This window comes from Collinsella aerofaciens, assembly GCF_015670795.1.
In the GTDB taxonomy this organism is placed as follows: domain Bacteria; phylum Actinomycetota; class Coriobacteriia; order Coriobacteriales; family Coriobacteriaceae; genus Collinsella; species Collinsella aerofaciens_Q.
The window spans coordinates 1-17,342 of record NZ_JADPCJ010000020.1 but is presented as its reverse complement, the minus strand read 5'-3'; the positions used below and the strand labels follow the sequence as shown (position 1 = coordinate 17,342).

The following is a 17,342-nucleotide window of genomic DNA, read 5'->3' as shown; positions in this document are numbered from 1 at the left end:
GTCGAGCCGGCGGGAGAGGCTGCTTCCGTCGGCTTTTTACTGAGCGAGGGGCTTACGATGAAAAACGTTCTATGCTTTGGCGACAGCAACACCTATGGTTACGATCCGGCGGGCATGCGCGACGGCACCGCGGTGCGCTATGCGCAGGATGTGCGCTGGTGCGGCGTGGCCCAACGTGACTTAGGCGAGGGCTGGCATGTAATTGAAGAAGGCCTCAACGGCCGCACGACGGTACGCGACGACATGTGCCATCTGGACACCAATCTTAACGGCATCCGCGCACTTCCGATGCTGCTCGAGGCCCATAAGCCGCTGGACGCCATTGTGATCATGCTGGGCACCAACGACTGTAAGACGGTCTTTAACGTGACAGCTTCCGATATCGCCCGTGGCGCCATGGCGCTGATTCGCGCCGTCCGCGCGTTTCCGTGGACCGACGCTGCGCCTTGTCCGCGCATTCTGCTGATGGCGCCTATCAAGATTAAGCCGCAGATCGCCGACGTATATATGACCGATTTTGACGAGCATTCCGTAGAAGCCTCGGAACATTTTGGTGAGTACTACGCGCATGTGGCTGAGCAGTTTGGCTGCGACTTTTTGAATGCCGCCGACTTTGCCGAGCCGGGCGATATCGACTATCTGCATATGATGCCCGAAAGCCATGAGAGCCTGGGTCACGCCGTGGCAGCCAAGCTCCAAGAGATGCTCGGAGAGTAGCGCGACCCCAAACCACCGCAAAGGGGGCGGGCGCCTTTGCGGTGGCTTAGGCTGCGAATCTTAATACTGCCACATGTGGTTGACGGGGCCGGAGCCTTTGCCCATGTCAAAGCCGGCGGCCAGAGCGCCCGTTAGGTATGCCTTGCCGGCGTTGACAGCGTCGGCAAGATCCATGCCCTGGGCCAGCGCGCAGGCGATGGCGGACGAGAGTGTGCAGCCGGTGCCGTGTGTGTTGTCGGTCTCGATGCGCTTGTGGCGGAACCACGTGGTGAGTGGATCTCCAAGATGGTTGCCCTCGTCATCGAGTGGCGCGGGTTCGGCCAGTACATCGTTGGCCTCGTTGACAAGATGCCCGCCCTTAACGAGGGATGCGCAACCAAAGCGGCGGGTGAGGAGCATGGCAGCATTTTGCTGCGTGCGCTCGGAGTCGACCTCGTAGTCGAGCAGGGCCATGGCCTCGGGAATATTGGGCGTGATAACCGTCGCTAGCGGGAACAGGCGGCGGGTGAGCGCCTCGGCGGCATCTTCGGCAATCAGCCGTGCGCCCGAGGTGGCTACCATGACGGGGTCGACTACCACGTTTGTCGCGTTCCAAGCGCTCAGGCGGTCGGCGATAACATCGATAATCTCGGCAGAGGAAACCATGCCAATCTTGACGGCGTTGGGGCGGATATCGTCAAAAACGGCATCGATCTGCGCCGCGACAATATCCGGGGAGATGTTCTGCACGGCGGTGACGCCCAGGGTGTTCTGTGCGGTGATGGCGGTGATGGCCGTCTCGGCATACAGGCGGTGCGCCGTGATGGTCTTGATGTCGGCCTGAATGCCGGCGCCACCGCTGGAATCGGATCCTGCGATGGATAGAACGGCAGGTACCTTACTGCGATCCATGTTCGCTCCCCTGTTCGGTCGGAATCAAATGGGTCTATAAGCCAGCATTATAATGATGCCCGGGCCGACTCTATGTCGAACCCGGGCGGGCGATGCAATCTTTACGCAAATGCAAGCAAATGTTCACACGTCAACAATTGACAGGCACCAGCTCGCCGACAGAAGCGGCCGCGGCGACAGGTTAGTCCTCCATGCCGAGGTCGATCGTGGTGCCCTCGAAGATCTTGTTGACGGTGCGGACGGCGCACATCTTGCCACACATGGTGCAAGTGCCCTCGGTGGCGGCGGGGGACTCCTCGTAGCGCTTCTTGCCCGTAACCGGGTCGAGCGCGCACTCCCACATGGCGTCCCAGTCGAGCTTGCGGCGTGCCTGGCCCATCTTGTCGTCCATGTCGCGGGCGTGGGGCACCTTTTTGGCGATGTCGGCGGCGTGTGCGGCGATCTTGGTGGCCATGAGGCCGTCGAGCACATCCTGGGCGTTGGGCAGGCATAGGTGCTCTGCCGGTGTCACGTAGCACAGGAAGTCGGCACCGGAGCTGGCGGAGATGGCGCCGCCGATGGCAGCGGTGATGTGGTCGTAACCCACGCCGATATCGGTCACCAGCGGTCCGAGCACATAGAACGGAGCATTGTGGCACAGGCGCTTCTGCAGTTTCATGTTGGCGGCGATCTCGTCGAGCGCCATGTGACCCGGGCCCTCGACCATGACCTGGACGCCGGCGGCCCAAGCACGCTTGCATAGCTTGCCCAGCTCGATCATCTCGGCGGTCTCGGTGGCGTCGTTGGAGTCGTAGAGGCAGCCCGGGCGGCAGGAGTCGCCGAGCGAAATCGTCACGTCGTACTCGTGGCAGATTTCGAGCACCTCGTCGTAGAACTCGTAGAAGGGGTTCTCGTTACCGGTGACTTCCATCCAGCCAAACAGCAGCGAGCCGCCGCGGCTGACGATGTTCATGAGGCGGCCGGTCTCCTTGAAGGTCTTGATGACCGATTTATTGATGCCGCAGTGGATGGTCATAAAGTCCACGCCGTCTTCGGCGTGTGCACGCACGACCTCGAGCAGATCGTTCTTGGTCAGCTTGACCAGCGGCTTTTCCATGTAGCCGATGGCGTCGTACATGGGGACGGTGCCTACCATGAGCGGCGTCTCGTCGATGAGCTGCTGTCGGAACTGGCGCGTCTTGCCCGAGTTGGAGAGGTCCATGATGGCGTCGGCGCCAAAGTCCTCGGCGATCTTGACCTTCTTCCATTCCTCGGCGGCATCGGCCTTGTCGCCCGAGATACCCAGGTTCACGTTGACCTTGGTGGACAGGCCCTCACCGACGCCAAAGGCGCGCATGCCCTTTTTGATGTGCACGATGTTGGCGGGAATGGCGATGCGGCCGTCGGCCACGCGCTCGCGGATGTACTCGGGGTCGCGATGCTCGCGCTCGGCGACTTCCTTCATCTGCGGTGTGATCTGCCCGGCGCGGGCGAAGTCGATTTGCGTGACGAGCTTGGGCTCGGTCTGTGTGCTCATTGGCACGGCTCCCTTCGTTGGCATTACCCATATCAGGTTTGCGGGTCAGGGCGGGCGCGCCCAGTCTCAGCCTGCCGTCTTGTCCTGCAAGCTCCCCGTTTATGTGGTGGGCTCAAGTATAGCCTGAATGGGTACGATTGGGCCAACGAGCGTGCCTGTGGGGAGGCGAACATGGAAGACAAGCATCTATATCGAGAGACGCAATGGGATGTATCGGCCGAGGAAAGCCGTGCGCACCATGGCCTTGTCGCGATTGGCTTTGCGGTGCTTGCCGTGCTGGTGATTGCCTTTTGTATTTGGACGTTTGGCGGTCGCGGCGGCGCTGCCTGGGAGTTTGAGGCCGACGATGCCCTGCCGATAATGACGGTGAGGGTCGCGGGCGGCAATACCGTTGCCGCGCCGGGGGACTATTGGTATCCGCGCGACGAGTTTGTGCAGCTGCAGCTGAGCGGCGGGTCTATTCCGGGCGAAGAAATCGAATGCGTGACGTTTGATGCGACGCTCAAAACGCTGACGGTGAAGCTCAAAGATCAAGGGGACGTGCCCACGACCATGGACATTGCGCTGACGGAATGGCGCTTGGAGCCCTCGGCGGGCGCTGCGGTATCCGAGGTGGAGCACGTTAAGATTACCTACCAAGATGGCTCGACGAGCGAGATTGCAAAGGCCGATGGCTTGGCGGAGTAATGGGGTGTTTGGAAACGGCGGGCCTATTGTGCCTGTGCGTTCATGAAAACCAGGGTGTTTTTGTCTGAAAGCTCGGGGATGTGCCGATAGCCGATGTTGAATGCGGTAAGTTCGCTTGCATCCTTGAGCTTGTTTTCTGCCATCCACCGCACCATGGAGCCGCGCGCCTTTTTGCTGGCGGTCGACCGTTGGATGGGCTTCCCGTTGCGGATGCCTTCGCCAAAGAGACATGTGACGACCGTGGCATCGGTGGTGAGGCGGGTGAGAACAGCTTTGGCGTATTCCGCGCTGGCGAGGTTGACGATCGTAGCGTTGGAGCCTGCCGGAGCGATAGTCCGTGCGAGCTTGTCGCCCCAAAATGCGTAGAGGTCTCGGGCACCGTCGACGACAAGCTTCGCGCCCATCTCCAGCCGATACGGTTCAACGGCATGGAAGGGGCGTACGCATCCGTAGAGTCCCGAGAGGATCCAGAGATGGTTTTGCAGCCAGTCGAGCTGTGCGGCATCCATGACCTCGGGCGCCATGCTTTGGTATTGGATGCCGTGATAGGACATGACGGCGGGGGAGATTCGACGCGCGATATCGGGATCGGCGAGGTCGGCATCGCTCAGGACGGGCATAAATTCGTGAAGCGTATCCAGGCACGCTGTAAGCAGCCTGTCACTTACGTTCCACAGCGCCTGCAGGCCGCCGCTGCCTTCATTCCGCTCGATATCTAGCAGTGCCCGGTGGAGGCGAGCCGTCTCGTGCACAAAGGGTGGAATGCCCAGGACTTCAAAAGCATCTTGGGCCGCGCGCATTTGCTTGGCGGGCGAAATGATGACTTGAAGCATAGACTCTCCTCTGCCAAAAAAGTTGCGGTGGAATACGGTCTGTTTTGGCCGTTTATGGGCCAGTTTAGTCCGCATTTCACCGCAAGTTATGAAGGGCTGGTTAGGCGCGCTCGAGGAAGGCCTTGTAGCCGCGGTAGGCCTCGTAGATATCGGCCTTGTTGGCGACCTCCCATAGGGCGTGCATGGACAGAACGGCAACGCCGGAGTCGATGACATTCATGCCGTACTTGGCCATGATGTAGGCGATGGTGCCGCCGCCACCTGCGTTGACGCGGCCGAGCTCACAGGTCTGGAAATCCACGCCTGCCTTGTCCATGATGTCGCGGACGAGGGCCACATACTCGGCATCGGCGTCGTTGGAGCCGCCCTTGCCGCGGCTGCCCGTGTACTTGTTAAAGCACAGGCCGCGACCCATAAAGGCGGCGTTCTTGGTCTCGAACTTGGCGGCATAGCCCGGGTCGAAGCCGGCGGACACGTCAGAGGAGAGCATGCGGCTGCGGGCGAGCGCGCGGCGCAGGGCCAGCGGGCTACCCTCGCCGGCGAGCGTCATGATCTCGGCGACGGTGTTCTCGAAGAAGCGGCTCGTCATGCCGGTGGCACCCACGGAACCAATCTCCTCTTTGTCGACGATGAGCGTGATGCTCGTGCGCTCCACGTTGGTGACGTTGATCTGGGCGAGCATAGAGGGGTAGGCGCAGACGCGGTCGTCGTGGCCATAGCCCAAGATCATGGAGCGGTCGAGGCCCATGTCGCGGGCGGGGCCGGCGGGCACGACCTCGATCTCGGCGGAGAGGAAGTCCTCCTCCTCGACGTCGTACTGCTCCTTAAGGATGTCCAGAAACATTTGCTTGACGGGCTCCTTGGGGGCGTCCTTGTCGTCCTCATCGAACTTGACGGGACGGCCGCCCACGATCACGTCGAGGATCTCGGCGTCGACGGCGTCCTTGGCAGGCTTAGACATCTGCTCACTCGAGAGATGGATCAGCAGGTCGGAGATGGTAAAGACCGGGTCGTCGGCCTTGTCGCCGATATTGATGTCGACGGTGGTACCGTCCTTTTTGCAGATGACGCCCACGAGTGCGAGCGGGGAGGCCACCCAGTGGTAGCTCTTGACGCCGCCGTAGTAGTGCGTGTCGAGATAAGCCATGTCGCCGGCCTCGAAGGCGGGGTTCTGCTTAAGGTCTAGGCGCGGCGAGTCCACGTGGGCGCCCAGGATGTTAAAGCCCTGCTCGAGCGGGGCGTTGCCCAGGTTGACGAGCATGAGGTCCTTGCCGTGATTGGCGGCGTACACCTTGTCGCCTGCCTTGAGCTCGCGGCCTTCGGCGATCACGGTCTCCAGGTCGACGTATCCCGCCTCCTCGGCCATCTTGATGCCGGTCTTGACGCACAGGCGCTCGGTCTTGTTCTCGCTCAAAAACTGCTTATAGCCGCGGCAAAGCTCCTCGAGCTCCTCGACTTGCTGTGGCGTGTACTTTTTCCATGCGCAGGGACGCTCCATGACGCAGGCTCCTTTCGGATCGATCGTGCTGGTTGATGTACCGTGAGCCATCGTATCACGCGCGGGCTCACGGTGGCGGGGGAGCTTGATGTGAGGTGGCCGCGGGGCGGGGAGCGTGTAAACTGGAGTGAGCAAACCGTGCCCAGCCCAAAGCGAGGTATTTAATATGTCTGACAAGCGCCGCACTTTTGCCGTTATCGACGGCAACTCGCTCATGCACCGCGCCTTTCACGCCGTGCCGCCGACCATGAACGCGCCGGACGGTCGCCCCACCAACGCGATCTTTGGCTTTCTGAACATGTTTCTTAAGATGATTGATGCCTTTAACCCCGACGGTGTGGTCGTGGCGTTTGACAAGGGTAAGCCGCGCGTGCGCATGGAGATGCTGCCGCAGTATAAGGCGCAACGCCCGCCCATGGACCCCGATCTGCATGCGCAGTTCCCTATGATTAAGGAGCTGCTCGGTGCGCTCAACGTGCCGATTCTGCAGTCCGAGGGCTGGGAAGGCGACGATATCCTGGGAACCATGGCGCGCTTGGGCGAGCAGGCCGGCTGTGACATGCTGCTGGTGACCGGTGATCGCGACATGTATCAGCTTGTTACCGAGCACGTCAACGTGGTCTCGACCCGTAAGGGCCTTTCCGACGTAGCGATTATGACGCCCGAGAGCGTGGATGACCTGTATCACGGCATTACGCCGGCGCTTGTGCCCGATTTTTACGGTCTGAAGGGCGACACGTCGGATAACATCCCCGGCGTACCGGGCATCGGCCCCAAAAAGGCGAGTGCGCTCATTGCGAAGTACGGTAGCCTGGACGAAGTCATCGCGCATGCCGACGAGGTCAAGGGCAAGATGGGCGAGAACCTGCGTGCACACATCGATGACGCACTACTGAGCCGCAAGGTTGCGACAATTCGCACCGATGCGCCCGTCGAGCTCGACTTTGAGGCGACGTCCTTCCCGGCGTTTTCTGCCGATGAGGTTTCCGCGGCGCTGGGTACGCTTGGTATCACCGCCATGCAGAACCGTTTCTTGGCGCTGATCGGCGGCGAGGGCGGGGCTGCTGCCTCCAGTGTGTTTGAGATACCTGCTATGGTTCGCTCAGCCGCCGGCGATGCTGACGCGCTTGGTGCCGTTGCGGCTGAGGTCTCCCGCGCGATTGATGCCGGCGAGTGGGTCGCCGCCGTGGTGGACGACGACAAGGAAGAGGGCGCGCTCTTTGGACTGACGCGCACGCTGTGGCTGGCGACGTCCAAGGGCCTGTTCGCGCTCGAGGAGGGCGACTGCTGTGCGGCGGCTGAGGTTGAGGGCTTCAACTTCGTCCACGGCGTGATTGCCGGCGTGCTCGCGCGTCTGTTTATGGAGGGTCGCGTGGCGAGCCCGGATATGAAGGCGCTGTTGCACGAGCTTTCGCCCATCGATTCTTCTGAGCCCGAGCTTATGGACCCGCTGGCAGTCGATTCCACGCGCATCTTCGATACCGTGGTTGCCGCCTACCTGCTGGATTCCGACCGCTCCGAGTTCGATGAGGCGTATCTGGCCGATACCTATCTGCAGATGGCGCTGCCTGCGGCGCGCGGTGCAGAGGGTGCCGGCGAGGACGCCCCCGCGCCCGCCGCTCGCACGGCGGCCTTAACGCTGGCGCTGGTCGCACCGCTGCGCGACCGCATGGCCCGTGAGAACGCCACCAACGTGTTCGACGGCATCGAGATGCCGCTCGTGCCGGTGCTTGCCAAGATGGAGCGCGCGGGCATGCTCGTGGATCCCGACCGCCTGCGCAATCTGTCCGAGGGCCTGGCGACCCAGATTACCGAGGTCGAGCGCAGCATCCGCGACCTGGCGGGTGACGAGACCTTTAATATTGGCAGTCCCATGCAGCTGTCGCACGTACTCTTTGATGTGATGGGGCTTCCGACCAAGGGCCTCAAGAAGACCAAGCGCGGTTACTATTCGACCAACGCCAAGGTGTTGAGCGATCTTGCCCGCGATCACGAGATCGTGCGCCTGATTTTGGACTGGCGTGAGAAGTCCAAGATTAAGTCGACCTATCTGGACACGCTAGGTCCGCTGCGTCGTGGCGACGGTCGTGTGCACACCACGTACAACCAGACCATCACCGCGACGGGGCGTCTGTCTTCAAGCGACCCCAATCTGCAAAACATTCCGACGCGCTCGGAGCTGGGGCGTACCGTCAAGACGGCGTTCTCGGCGGGTGAGGGCAGCGTCTTTTTGGCGGTGGACTACTCGCAGATCGAGCTGCGCCTGCTCGCGCATCTTTCGGGTGATGAACATCTGGTACGTGCCTTTAACGAGGGCGAGGACTTCCATGCCGAGACGGCCGCGCGCGTATTTGGCGTGCCGGTGTCCGAGGTAACGCCCGACCTGCGCAGCCGCGCCAAGGCCGTGAACTTTGGCATCGTGTACGGCCAGCAGGCCTACGGTCTGTCGCAGTCGCTGCATATCTCGATGGCCGAGGCGCGCGACATGATCGACCGCTACTACGAGGCCTACCCGGGCGTGCGCACGTTCCTCGACAATGTGGTGGCGCGCGCCAAGCAGACGGGCTATGCCGAGACCATGTATGGCCGCAGACGCCATATTCCCGAGCTCAAGGCCAAAAACCCGCAACTCCGCGGCTTTGGTGAGCGCACGGCCATGAACCACCCCATGCAGGGCACCGCGGCCGACATCATCAAGATCGCCATGGCCCGCGTAAGCCGCCACCTGGAAGAAGAGGGCTTTGCCGCCCACATGATCCTGCAGGTACACGACGAACTGGACTTTGAGTGCCCCATCGACGAAGTCGAGCGCCTCACCGCCATGGTCCGTGACGTCATGGAGCACGTAGTAGACCTCCGCGTCCCCCTAATCGCCGAAGCCAGCACCGGCATAACCTGGGCCGACGCCAAATAGGGAAGTGCCCACAACCCTAAAGTAACCAAACCAGAAGGGGGCTCCTTGCCAACAAGGAGCCCCCTTCATTCCAAAAAATCAGCCAAGTATCTAGGCGCCAAGACGCCACCCAGACGGCGAGCAAGTCACCCAAGGACCTGGCCGGGCGAGGCGGGTAAGTTTTTCGTAGATTCCGCACGAGCCGGAAAGCACTTAATGTGCTTTCCGAGCGAGCCCAGGACCTGACCGAGCGAAAAACTTACCCGCCTCGCCCGGCCAGGTCCGACGAGCCACGTTAACAAGCCGCCAAGATGGCGTCGATGAGCGTCAGTACGCCCCCGTCGTTGTTGCTCGGAATGCGCCACTTGGCGTGCGCGTTCATGTGCTCCTCGGCATTGTCTACGATAAAGCTGTGACCGACGCGCTCCAGCATGGGGATGTCGTTGTACGTATCACCCACGGCGGCGGCGTCGGCAATATCGATGCCCAGGTGCTCGCACAGATGCGCGACGCCGGCGCCCTTGTCGACACCCAGGTTCATAAAGTCGATCCACTCGCGCCCGGCGTTGGTGACGTAGAGCTTGCCCGAGAACTCGGGGCTATAGGTCTCGCGGAAAGCGGGCTCGGCGTCGTAGCCGGGGAAGAAGACCGAAATCTTGTTGGACTCGAAATCAATGCCCTCAAAGCTGTCGACGTAGTTGATTGTGTTGTAGTAGACGCTGATCTCGTCGTGGTACTGATGGTCGCGGGCAAGCACGTAGAACTCGTCGAAGCAGCACAGGACGGGAACGGCGCGCGGGTCCTCCGAGGCACGGCTCAAGACCTGCTGGTACAGCTCCACGTCGATATTGCTCTTATAGATATAACTGCCGCGATAGATTACGCACGCTCCGTTGTCGGGACAAAAGGCGAGGCGGTTCTTGATGTCCTCGAACATCTCCTCGAGCTTGGGGGCTGGACGTCCGCTAGCGGGGCAGAATACGATGCCGGCGTCGGCGAGCTTGTCCAAGCGCTCATCAAGACCCTGCGGCAACACGCGCTCGTCGGTCAGCAGCGTTTTGTCCATGTCGACGGCGATGAGCTTAATGTTTCCGATATTGGCGTCCGATTCGTAAGTTTGCATAAAAGCGAGCCTTTCGTTTCGAAATTGTTTCAGATGTTATAACCATCAACTCGTAGTCAGGCGTATTTTCGCAGGAACGGAGCGTATTTGCACCACGCTTCACAAAGTAATGAAAAAACTTTTCAGAAATTTGAATTTGTCGCTTGTGCTGCGGGCACTTTAGCGTAATATAGCGACCATCGAAAACGGAGACGGCAAAAGAGCCGCTTACCGAGGAAAAGGTACCGTTTACGATATTTGAATTGCGCCCGGCGATAGGTGAAAGGAGAGGCAGATGCAGTTCGTAAAGATCATCACTACTGCAGACAATGCCATCCGACGCCAGCGCGCAATTTCCCGACGACGATAACAATCGTCTCTGTCCGCATGGGGCGAATTGCCTCAACAGAGTCATTTTGAGGTCGTTGGGTTTTAGCACGACATAGACGCATGTTTCTAGGGCATGTTGTGCTGCTTTTTGCTATTTAACCTGATATTGCACGGTTTTTGACCTCGAAATGACTTGCAACTGACCGATGTTCTAACTAGCTACCAAGGGCGAAAGGAAACAGCCATGAGCAAGGAAAAAGTCGTTCTCGCATATTCCGGTGGTCTTGATACATCCGTATGTGTCAAGTGGCTCCAGGACGAGAAGAATCTCGATGTCGTTTGTGTCTGCGGCAATGTGGGCCAGGAGGAGACCGGCCTGGACGCCAAGAAGCAGAAGGCGCTTGACCTGGGCGTTCTCGATTGCCAGGTACTCGACCTGCGCGACGAGTTCTCCGATGAGTTCCTGACTAAGGCCATCGCCGCAAACTCCATGTACGAGAACAAGTACCCGCTGCTCTCCGCCCTTTCTCGCCCGCTGCTCGCCAAGAAGCTTGTCGAGGTCGCTCACGAGTTTGGCGCGACCTACGTCGCCCACGGCTGCACCGGCAAGGGTAACGACCAGGTTCGTTTTGAGGCTGCCGTCAAGGCCCTCGACCCCGAGCTCAAGGTTATCGCCCCGGTTCGCGAGTGGGATCTGAAGTGCCGTCCCGACGAGGTCGCCTATGCTCACGCTCACAATGTGCCGGTTCCCGAGGGTGCCAACGACAACCCCTATTCCATCGACGACAACCTGTGGGGTCGTGCCATTGAGTGCGGCCACCTGGAGGATCCCTGGAACGAGCCGCTCGACGACGCCTGGGTTATGACCAAGAATCCCGAGGACACGCCCGATACCCCGACTTACACTGAGATTGAGTTTGAGGCGGGCAAGCCCGTCGCCGTCGACGGCAAGAAGATGAAGCTCTCCGAGATCGTCATCGCCCTCAACAAGATTTCCGGCGACAACGGCTTTGGCCGTCTCGACCTGGTCGAGGATCGTCTGGTGGGCCTCAAGAGCCGCGAGTGCTACGAGGTTCCCGGCGCCCTGACGCTCATCACCGCCCACAAGGCACTCGAGGACATCTGCGTCGAGGGCGACCTGCTCAAGACCAAGATCAAACTCGAGCAGGATTGGGCCACCGCCGTGTACAACGGCCAGTGGTACAGCCCGCTCAAGAACGCGCTCGACGCCTTTATGGCCGACACCCAGAAGTTCGTGACCGGCACCGTCCGCCTGAAGTTCTTTAAGGGCAACTGCCATGTCGTCGGCCGCAAGAGCCCGTTTAGCCTGTATGACTACGGTCTGGCTACCTACGACCGTGACACCACGTTTGACGAGAAGGCCAGCGCCGGCTTTATCGAGATCGATACGCTGTCGCTCAAGACGTGGGCCAAGGTCCAGGGTCCCAGCTCTGCCGCTGCCCAGGCTTAAGTCTTCCTTTCCTTGGTATCCGCGCGGCCCATCCGCGTGATACATAACGGGCGCATGGGGTCCCTACCTTTCGTTATGCTTGCTGACACTTCTTAACATCGGTGGCCCCTACGTTCCGCCCGCATATATGACGCCGCGACTGCGGCTGAGTCCGAGCCCCGCCGGGGTTGTCCGGCGGGGCTCCTTCTATCAATTTGGCGGCTCTGCGCCTATATATATGAGGAGTATCCATTATGTTCAATGCTGTCGTGCATGCTTTACTTGCCCTCGCGCCCGAGCTCGATGCTGCAAAGGTCGAGGACGTCCCTATGAGCCTGAAGGCTTGGATTGACGGTTCGCAGGGCAACATTCGGAGGGGGACGTTGGGTGCCAGGTGCATGGTGCGTCACTTCTTTGCAAATTAGCTATATGGCCTCGCGCACGTTAGGGAATATGCAAAACTAGCGGTTGAAAAATCGCTTTATCGACATGGCGCATTTCATTGGGCGCTTCGTTTGGTATTTGATGAAAGGGGACGATTCCATGGCTCTTTGGGGCGGTCGTTTTGAGGCGGGTGTGGCCGAGGTCACGCAGGAGTTTGGTGCGTCGTTGCCGGTCGACAAGCATCTCTATAAGCAGGATATCGCCGGCTCTAAGGCGCATGCCAAGATGTTGGCCGCCCAGGGCATCATCAGTGTCGAGGACGAGCAGGCGATTGCCGAGGGCCTGACCGGAATCGAGCAGGATATCGATGCCGGCAACTTCACCTTCGATATCAACGACGAGGACATTCATATGTCCATCGAGAGCGAGTTGACGCGCCGCATCGGCGAGGCCGGTAAGCGCTTGCATACCGGGCGTTCGCGCAACGACCAGGTGGCGACCGATACGCGCCTGGGCGTCAAGGCGCTTGCCAAGGAGCTCATGGAGGCCAATCTTGAGCTGCGCCATGTGCTGGTGGATGCGGCCAAGAAGTACGACAAGGTGATTCTGCCGGGCTACACGCATATGCAGCACGCTCAGCCCGTGCTGCTGTCGCATCATCTGCTGGCATATTCCTGGATGTTCGCGCGTGACTTTACGCGCCTGAAGGCCGCCTTTGATGCCGCCGACAACTGTCCACTGGGTGCTGCCGCGCTTGCCGGTACGAGCTATCCGCTGGATCGCCAGATGACGGCTGCCGAACTTGGCTTTGCGGGCGTGATTCCCAACTCGCTCGATGCAGTTTCCGACCGTGATTTCCTGCTCGACCTGCATTACGCCGGCTCCGTTATGGCCATGCACCTGTCGCGTCTTTCCGAGGAGATCGTGCTGTGGTCGAGCTCCGAATTTGGCTTTATCACGCTTTCAGACTCTTACTCCACCGGCTCGTCTATCATGCCGCAGAAGAAGAACCCCGACTTTGCCGAGCTTATTCGCGGCAAGAGCGGCCGAGTCTATGGCAACCTGGTGCAGCTACTCGTGACCATGAAGGGCTTGCCGCTCGCCTATAACAAGGACTTGCAGGAGGACAAGGAGGGCGCGCTCGATACCGCCCATACGCTCATGCAGTGCCTGTCCGTTATGGCCGGAATGATTTCGACTTGGACCGTCAACGAGGATGCCATGGCGCGCGAGTGCGGCGTGGGGCACCTTGCCGCTACCGATGTTGCCGATTACCTGGCCAAGCGTGGTCTGCCGTTCCGCGAGGCACATGCCGTGGTGGGACATCTGGTCCTGATGTGCGAGAAGCGCGGCTGCAATCTTGAGGATCTGCCGTTTGAGGTGTTCCAGGAGGCAAGCCCGCTTTTTGAGCGCGATATTACCGAGGCGCTCGATATCCCGTCGATTGTCGCCGCACGCACGACCGAGGGCGGTACCGCCCCTGCCGCCGTGGGCGTGCAGCTGCAGCGTGCCGAGGCGCAGCTCGTGGCCGACGAGGGCGTGTTTGGGTCGCTGACCAAGGTCGTCGAGATGGGTCGCGGGGCAAAGTAAGGTTTGGCTTAAGCGGCTTTGGCCATTTATTGATAAATCGTTTTCGCTTTACGGGCGCCTGCTGATGTGGGCGTCCGTATTTTGTTGCTATGGGGGAGGGGCTTGTCGAGAACTTCTGTAGGACCTTTGGGCAGGTTGTGAAGGGGGTACGTTCGCGGGCGGCAACCGACCGTCTGCTCTGTTCGATGCGGTTGATGGGCAGTCGGATGGTACTCTAATCGGGCTTCGAAACAGAAGTGACACATATGGAGCGCTTTAATAAATTGTAGCGTTTCAATAGACAGCTTTTTGTTTAACTGCAGCTAAAACTCTGTTACGATGCAGTCCAGGCGGGTGCCGGAATGGGACTTGGGCACGCGCGAACCTACTTGAAAGGCTACCTTATGGCTATCGAGAAGACCTTCATCATGATTAAGCCCGACGCCGTGCGCGACCGCAAGATCGGCGAGATTGTTGCTCGCATCGAGCGCAGCGGCCTTGTCATCGAGCGCATGGAGATGACCACGCTCGAGCGCGCTACCGTCGAGGAGCACTACGCCCATCTGGCCGACAAGCCCTTCTTTGGCGGTCTCTGTGACTTTATGACGAGCGGTCCGGTCGTCAAGATGGTCGTTTCCGGTCTCTCCGCTGTTGCTAAGATGCGCACCCTCATGGGCGCTACTAATCCGCTTGACGCTGCTCCTGGTACCATCCGCGGCGACTTTGCCGTCGATGTCAACGCCAACGTGATCCACGGCTCCGACTGCCTGGAGAACGCCGAGATTGAGATCAAGCGCTTCTTTGGCTAAACCAGCTTTGACTCCTTAAAGCTGTTAGCGTGTGGCTTGGGCGCCGCGGAACTCCATCCGCGGCGCCCTTTTATTCCAAAATCTATGAAGGGGCCCGTTCGGTCATGAGTTCCGAGCGGGCCCCTGCTGTTAGCTTGTGGCACTGAGATGTTTAGGCCTCGTCGACGACCTTGAGGCCGCGCGTGTGGTCGATCTCGTTGAGGAGGTTAACGCGACGCTCGTGACGACCGCCCTCAAACTCGGCGTCGAGCCACTCGTCGACAATCATCTTGGCGAGCTCGGAGCCCACGACGCGGGCGCCAAAGGCGAGCACGTTGGTATTGTTGTGCATGCGGGAGAGCTTGGCGCTGAAGGGCTCGGAGCACACGACGGCGCGTACGCCCTCGACCTTGTTGGCAGCCAGGCTAATCCCGACACCGGTGCCACAGATGAGGATGCCCAGGTCGACGTCACCGTTGGCAACGGCCTTACCCACCTTGTAGCCGGCGATGGGGTAGTCAAAGCTCTCGGAGGTGTCGGTGCCAAAGTTCACGACCTCGCAGCCGCGCTCCTTCAGGTGCTCGGAGATGATGTTCTTGAGCTCGACGGCGGCGTGGTCGTTACCGATACCGATCTTCATGGATGGTTCCTCTCTGGTCTGTGCGGCGCAAATGCTAAAGGTGTTTACCGCGTTCGACTGCATGATAGCGCGACTTTTGCGTAAACGCTCGAGCGTTTTTTGGTCAAACGCTTTAGCAGGCAACAAGACTGGCTTCTCGTGAATGAATGTCGTCAGTTTGCGCTTGAGCGCCGTCCGCCGGAACCATGGTTGCGGTTTTTGATGCATTGTTATCAAATAAAGGAGCTAACATTTTTTGAGAGCCTAGCCCGTTATGCAAGCAGGAGATACCTATGCCTACCGATTCCCTTCGTGATGCCGCGTTTTGCGATGTTTTGAACCGCGAGCTTGTCCGTGCACTCGGCTGCACCGAGCCCATTGCCGTTGCCTATGCAGCGGCGCTGGCGAGTCAGACGCTCGGTTGCGAACCCGATCATATGGATGTTGCATGCTCGGGCAACATCATCAAGAACGTCAAGAGCGTGACCGTGCCCAACTCGGGCGGTATGCACGGTATTGAAGCCGCGGCCGTGCTGGGTGCCGTGGGCGGCGACGCCAAGAGCGCTCTCGAGGTGCTCGAGAGCGTTGACGACGAAGATCGTGCTCGCGTGACCGAGCTCCTCGCCGACGCCGGCTACTGCGATGTGTCGCTTGTCGAGGGTGTGCCCAACCTCTACATCAAGGTGACTGCGACGGCCGGGGGCCATACCGCGGTCGTCGAGATTACCGACCACCACACCAATGTCACGTGCCATACCCTCGACGGTATTCCGGTGTGCGGCAAGTCGGCGGGGGAGTGTGCCGCCTGCGCCGAGCGCGTCGTGGCCGAGCGGGCGGCAGATAACGCCGATACGCCCATGTCGATTGAGACCATCATCGACTTTATCGAGGACGGTGACATTGAGGACGCCCGCGCTGCCGTTGAGCGTCAGATTGAGCTGAATGGCGCAATCAGTGCCGAGGGCCTTGCGCACGCTTGGGGCGCCGAGGTGGGTCGTACGCTGCTGGGTGCTCGTGCCGATGACGTCGCCTGCCGTGCCCGTGCCCGTGCAGCCGCCGGGTCCGACGCCCGCATGAACGGTTGCGCGCTGCCGGTCGCCATTGTGTGCGGCTCGGGCAATCAAGGTATTACCTGCGCGTTGCCCGTCATGGAGTATGCCGAGTACCTGCGTTGCGACCACGAGCGCCTGGTGCGCGCCGTGATGCTGTCCGATCTTATCGCCGTGCATATCAAGAGCTATATTGGTGCGCTCTCGGCGTTTTGCGGTGCTATTTGCGCCGCGTGCGGCGCCGGCGCCGCGATTACCTGGCTGTGCGGTGGCACGCGCGAGCAGATTGGCGCGACGGTCTCGAATACGCTCGGTAACGTGGGCGGCATCGTGTGCGACGGCGCCAAAGCGAGCTGCGCCGCCAAGATCTCGGCTGCCGTCGATGCGGCGATTCTGGGCCATGATATGGCCATGCAGGGTCGCGGCTTCCGCGCCGGCGAGGGCCTGATCCAGGATACCGTTGAGCAGACAATCGCCAGCATGGGCTACGTGGGCCGTGTGGGTATGAAAGATACTGACGTCGAGATCCTCAACATCATGATCGGTAAAACCCAGGTTTGTTAGTTACGCGGTTTTACCAAACCGCGCAACCAGCCGACGCTGCAAGCCCGCCAGAGCGGCAATCTGCCTTTCAACTTCGGCGGCATGACCAGAAGGTCAATGCCGTCTTGTTTCAAGGCACCTTGCTCGCTCTGGCGGGCTTTCGCTCATATGACCCAATCCGCTGTCAAGAGCCACAATGGCCCCGCCGACCGCTTGCAATCGGTCGGCGGGGCCTGCCGTTAACCCGTCCCGGTCCGCCCCCGGCATGTCATCGACGCCTTCGGCTCAGTCTCATATCCGCGGATACCGTTCTGCCGGCCCGCACTCCATTCCTTCGGCGGGGTTCCCCAAGTCTGTCGAGGCGCATGCGGAGGGCTCCGCGCGCACAGCGAAATAGGGGGTATCCCCGAAGGCCGCCCGGCTCGCCGGGACGGGGGCCATGTCTATTCCGCGCCCTCCCGGCACATCGCGCC

At 60.4% G+C, this 17,342-nt stretch carries 14 protein-coding genes; 8 read left to right on the top strand and 6 right to left on the bottom strand.

The genetic code is table 11. The annotated features are described in order from the left end of the window. Window positions 1-57: 57 nt before the first annotated feature. Complete coding sequence (locus tag I4W09_RS07055; protein WP_117843475.1) at window positions 58-717, top strand: SGNH/GDSL hydrolase family protein; 660 nt, start codon at window positions 58-60, stop codon at window positions 715-717. 60 nt (window positions 718-777) lie between these two features. On the opposite strand, the gene thiD is transcribed toward I4W09_RS07055, so the two are convergent. Together thiD and thiC are read right to left on the bottom strand one after the other, a co-directional pair. Next, entirely contained in the window at window positions 778-1,608 is an 831-nt protein-coding gene (thiD, locus tag I4W09_RS07050; RefSeq protein WP_117786658.1) for a bifunctional hydroxymethylpyrimidine kinase/phosphomethylpyrimidine kinase, read from the bottom strand. A 181-nt stretch (window positions 1,609-1,789) separates the two neighbouring features. Further along, window positions 1,790-3,124 carry a phosphomethylpyrimidine synthase ThiC gene (gene thiC, locus I4W09_RS07045; protein WP_196033176.1) on the bottom strand — a complete coding sequence of 445 codons (1,335 nt, stop codon included), beginning with the start codon at window positions 3,122-3,124 and terminating at the stop codon, window positions 1,790-1,792. Between the two features lie 171 nt (window positions 3,125-3,295). Here thiC and I4W09_RS07040 point away from each other — a divergent pair, with 171 nt between their 5' ends. After that, the gene (locus I4W09_RS07040) at window positions 3,296-3,811 is read left to right on the top strand and encodes a hypothetical protein (protein ID WP_196033174.1); all 516 of its coding nucleotides are present in this window, start codon (window positions 3,296-3,298) and stop codon (window positions 3,809-3,811) included. Between the two features lie 23 nt (window positions 3,812-3,834). On the opposite strand, the gene I4W09_RS07035 is transcribed toward I4W09_RS07040, so the two are convergent. Both I4W09_RS07035 and I4W09_RS07030 read right to left on the bottom strand, forming a co-directional pair. Then, complete coding sequence (locus I4W09_RS07035) at window positions 3,835-4,644, bottom strand: YaaA family protein (RefSeq protein ID WP_195521824.1); 810 nt, start codon at window positions 4,642-4,644, stop codon at window positions 3,835-3,837. A gap of 100 nt (window positions 4,645-4,744) precedes the next feature. Further along, window positions 4,745-6,142 (bottom strand): aminopeptidase, encoded by a 1,398-nt coding sequence (locus I4W09_RS07030; protein WP_196033171.1) that lies wholly within the window; start codon window positions 6,140-6,142, stop codon window positions 4,745-4,747. A 166-nt stretch (window positions 6,143-6,308) separates the two neighbouring features. Between I4W09_RS07030 and polA the strand changes: the two genes are divergently transcribed. Next, the gene (gene polA, locus I4W09_RS07025; RefSeq protein WP_196033167.1) at window positions 6,309-9,056 is read left to right on the top strand and encodes a DNA polymerase I; all 2,748 of its coding nucleotides are present in this window, start codon (window positions 6,309-6,311) and stop codon (window positions 9,054-9,056) included. Window positions 9,057-9,330: 274 nt separating this feature from the next. Here the strand turns inward: polA and I4W09_RS07020 are convergent, their stop codons facing one another. Continuing rightward, a complete protein-coding gene (locus I4W09_RS07020) occupies window positions 9,331-10,158 on the bottom strand; it encodes a Cof-type HAD-IIB family hydrolase (RefSeq protein WP_196033164.1) in 828 nt (275 codons plus the stop codon). A 553-nt stretch (window positions 10,159-10,711) separates the two neighbouring features. On the opposite strand from I4W09_RS07020, the gene I4W09_RS07015 reads away from it, so the two are divergent. The 4 genes from I4W09_RS07015 to ndk all read left to right on the top strand — a co-directional run bounded on the left by I4W09_RS07015 (window position 10,712) and on the right by ndk (window position 14,679). Beyond that, complete coding sequence (locus I4W09_RS07015; RefSeq protein WP_035138001.1) at window positions 10,712-11,938, top strand: argininosuccinate synthase; 1,227 nt, start codon at window positions 10,712-10,714, stop codon at window positions 11,936-11,938. 233 nt (window positions 11,939-12,171) lie between these two features. After that, window positions 12,172-12,342 carry a hypothetical protein gene (locus tag I4W09_RS07010; protein ID WP_196033161.1) on the top strand — a complete coding sequence of 57 codons (171 nt, stop codon included), beginning with the start codon at window positions 12,172-12,174 and terminating at the stop codon, window positions 12,340-12,342. A 118-nt stretch (window positions 12,343-12,460) separates the two neighbouring features. Then, a complete protein-coding gene (gene argH, locus I4W09_RS07005) occupies window positions 12,461-13,891 on the top strand; it encodes an argininosuccinate lyase (RefSeq protein ID WP_196033158.1) in 1,431 nt (476 codons plus the stop codon). Window positions 13,892-14,274: 383 nt separating this feature from the next. Next, complete coding sequence (gene ndk / locus I4W09_RS07000; protein ID WP_006234152.1) at window positions 14,275-14,679, top strand: nucleoside-diphosphate kinase; 405 nt, start codon at window positions 14,275-14,277, stop codon at window positions 14,677-14,679. A 151-nt stretch (window positions 14,680-14,830) separates the two neighbouring features. Here ndk and rpiB read toward each other — a convergent pair whose 3' ends face one another. Next, complete coding sequence (gene rpiB, locus I4W09_RS06995; protein ID WP_006234151.1) at window positions 14,831-15,298, bottom strand: ribose 5-phosphate isomerase B; 468 nt, start codon at window positions 15,296-15,298, stop codon at window positions 14,831-14,833. A gap of 272 nt (window positions 15,299-15,570) precedes the next feature. Here rpiB and I4W09_RS06990 point away from each other — a divergent pair, with 272 nt between their 5' ends. Beyond that, the gene (locus tag I4W09_RS06990) at window positions 15,571-16,890 is read left to right on the top strand and encodes an L-cysteine desulfidase family protein (RefSeq protein ID WP_196033155.1); all 1,320 of its coding nucleotides are present in this window, start codon (window positions 15,571-15,573) and stop codon (window positions 16,888-16,890) included. Window positions 16,891-17,342: the final 452 nt, after the last annotated feature.

What these genes read in the sequence shown, in the direction of transcription:
- I4W09_RS07055 (WP_117843475.1), top strand. Translation starts at nt 58, where the DNA reads ATGAAAAACGTTCTATGCTTTGGCGACAGCAACACCTATGGTTACGAT.
- polA (WP_196033167.1), top strand. Translation starts at nt 6,309, where the DNA reads ATGTCTGACAAGCGCCGCACTTTTGCCGTTATCGACGGCAACTCGCTC.
- I4W09_RS07010 (WP_196033161.1), top strand. Translation starts at nt 12,172, where the DNA reads ATGTTCAATGCTGTCGTGCATGCTTTACTTGCCCTCGCGCCCGAGCTC.
- thiC (WP_196033176.1), bottom strand. Translation starts at nt 3,124, where the DNA reads ATGAGCACACAGACCGAGCCCAAGCTCGTCACGCAAATCGACTTCGCC.
- rpiB (WP_006234151.1), bottom strand. Translation starts at nt 15,298, where the DNA reads ATGAAGATCGGTATCGGTAACGACCACGCCGCCGTCGAGCTCAAGAAC.
- I4W09_RS06990 (WP_196033155.1), top strand. Translation starts at nt 15,571, where the DNA reads ATGCCTACCGATTCCCTTCGTGATGCCGCGTTTTGCGATGTTTTGAAC.
- I4W09_RS07020 (WP_196033164.1), bottom strand. Translation starts at nt 10,158, where the DNA reads ATGCAAACTTACGAATCGGACGCCAATATCGGAAACATTAAGCTCATC.
- argH (WP_196033158.1), top strand. Translation starts at nt 12,461, where the DNA reads ATGGCTCTTTGGGGCGGTCGTTTTGAGGCGGGTGTGGCCGAGGTCACG.
- I4W09_RS07030 (WP_196033171.1), bottom strand. Translation starts at nt 6,142, where the DNA reads ATGGAGCGTCCCTGCGCATGGAAAAAGTACACGCCACAGCAAGTCGAG.
- ndk (WP_006234152.1), top strand. Translation starts at nt 14,275, where the DNA reads ATGGCTATCGAGAAGACCTTCATCATGATTAAGCCCGACGCCGTGCGC.
- I4W09_RS07040 (WP_196033174.1), top strand. Translation starts at nt 3,296, where the DNA reads ATGGAAGACAAGCATCTATATCGAGAGACGCAATGGGATGTATCGGCC.
- thiD (WP_117786658.1), bottom strand. Translation starts at nt 1,608, where the DNA reads ATGGATCGCAGTAAGGTACCTGCCGTTCTATCCATCGCAGGATCCGAT.
- I4W09_RS07035 (WP_195521824.1), bottom strand. Translation starts at nt 4,644, where the DNA reads ATGCTTCAAGTCATCATTTCGCCCGCCAAGCAAATGCGCGCGGCCCAA.
- I4W09_RS07015 (WP_035138001.1), top strand. Translation starts at nt 10,712, where the DNA reads ATGAGCAAGGAAAAAGTCGTTCTCGCATATTCCGGTGGTCTTGATACA.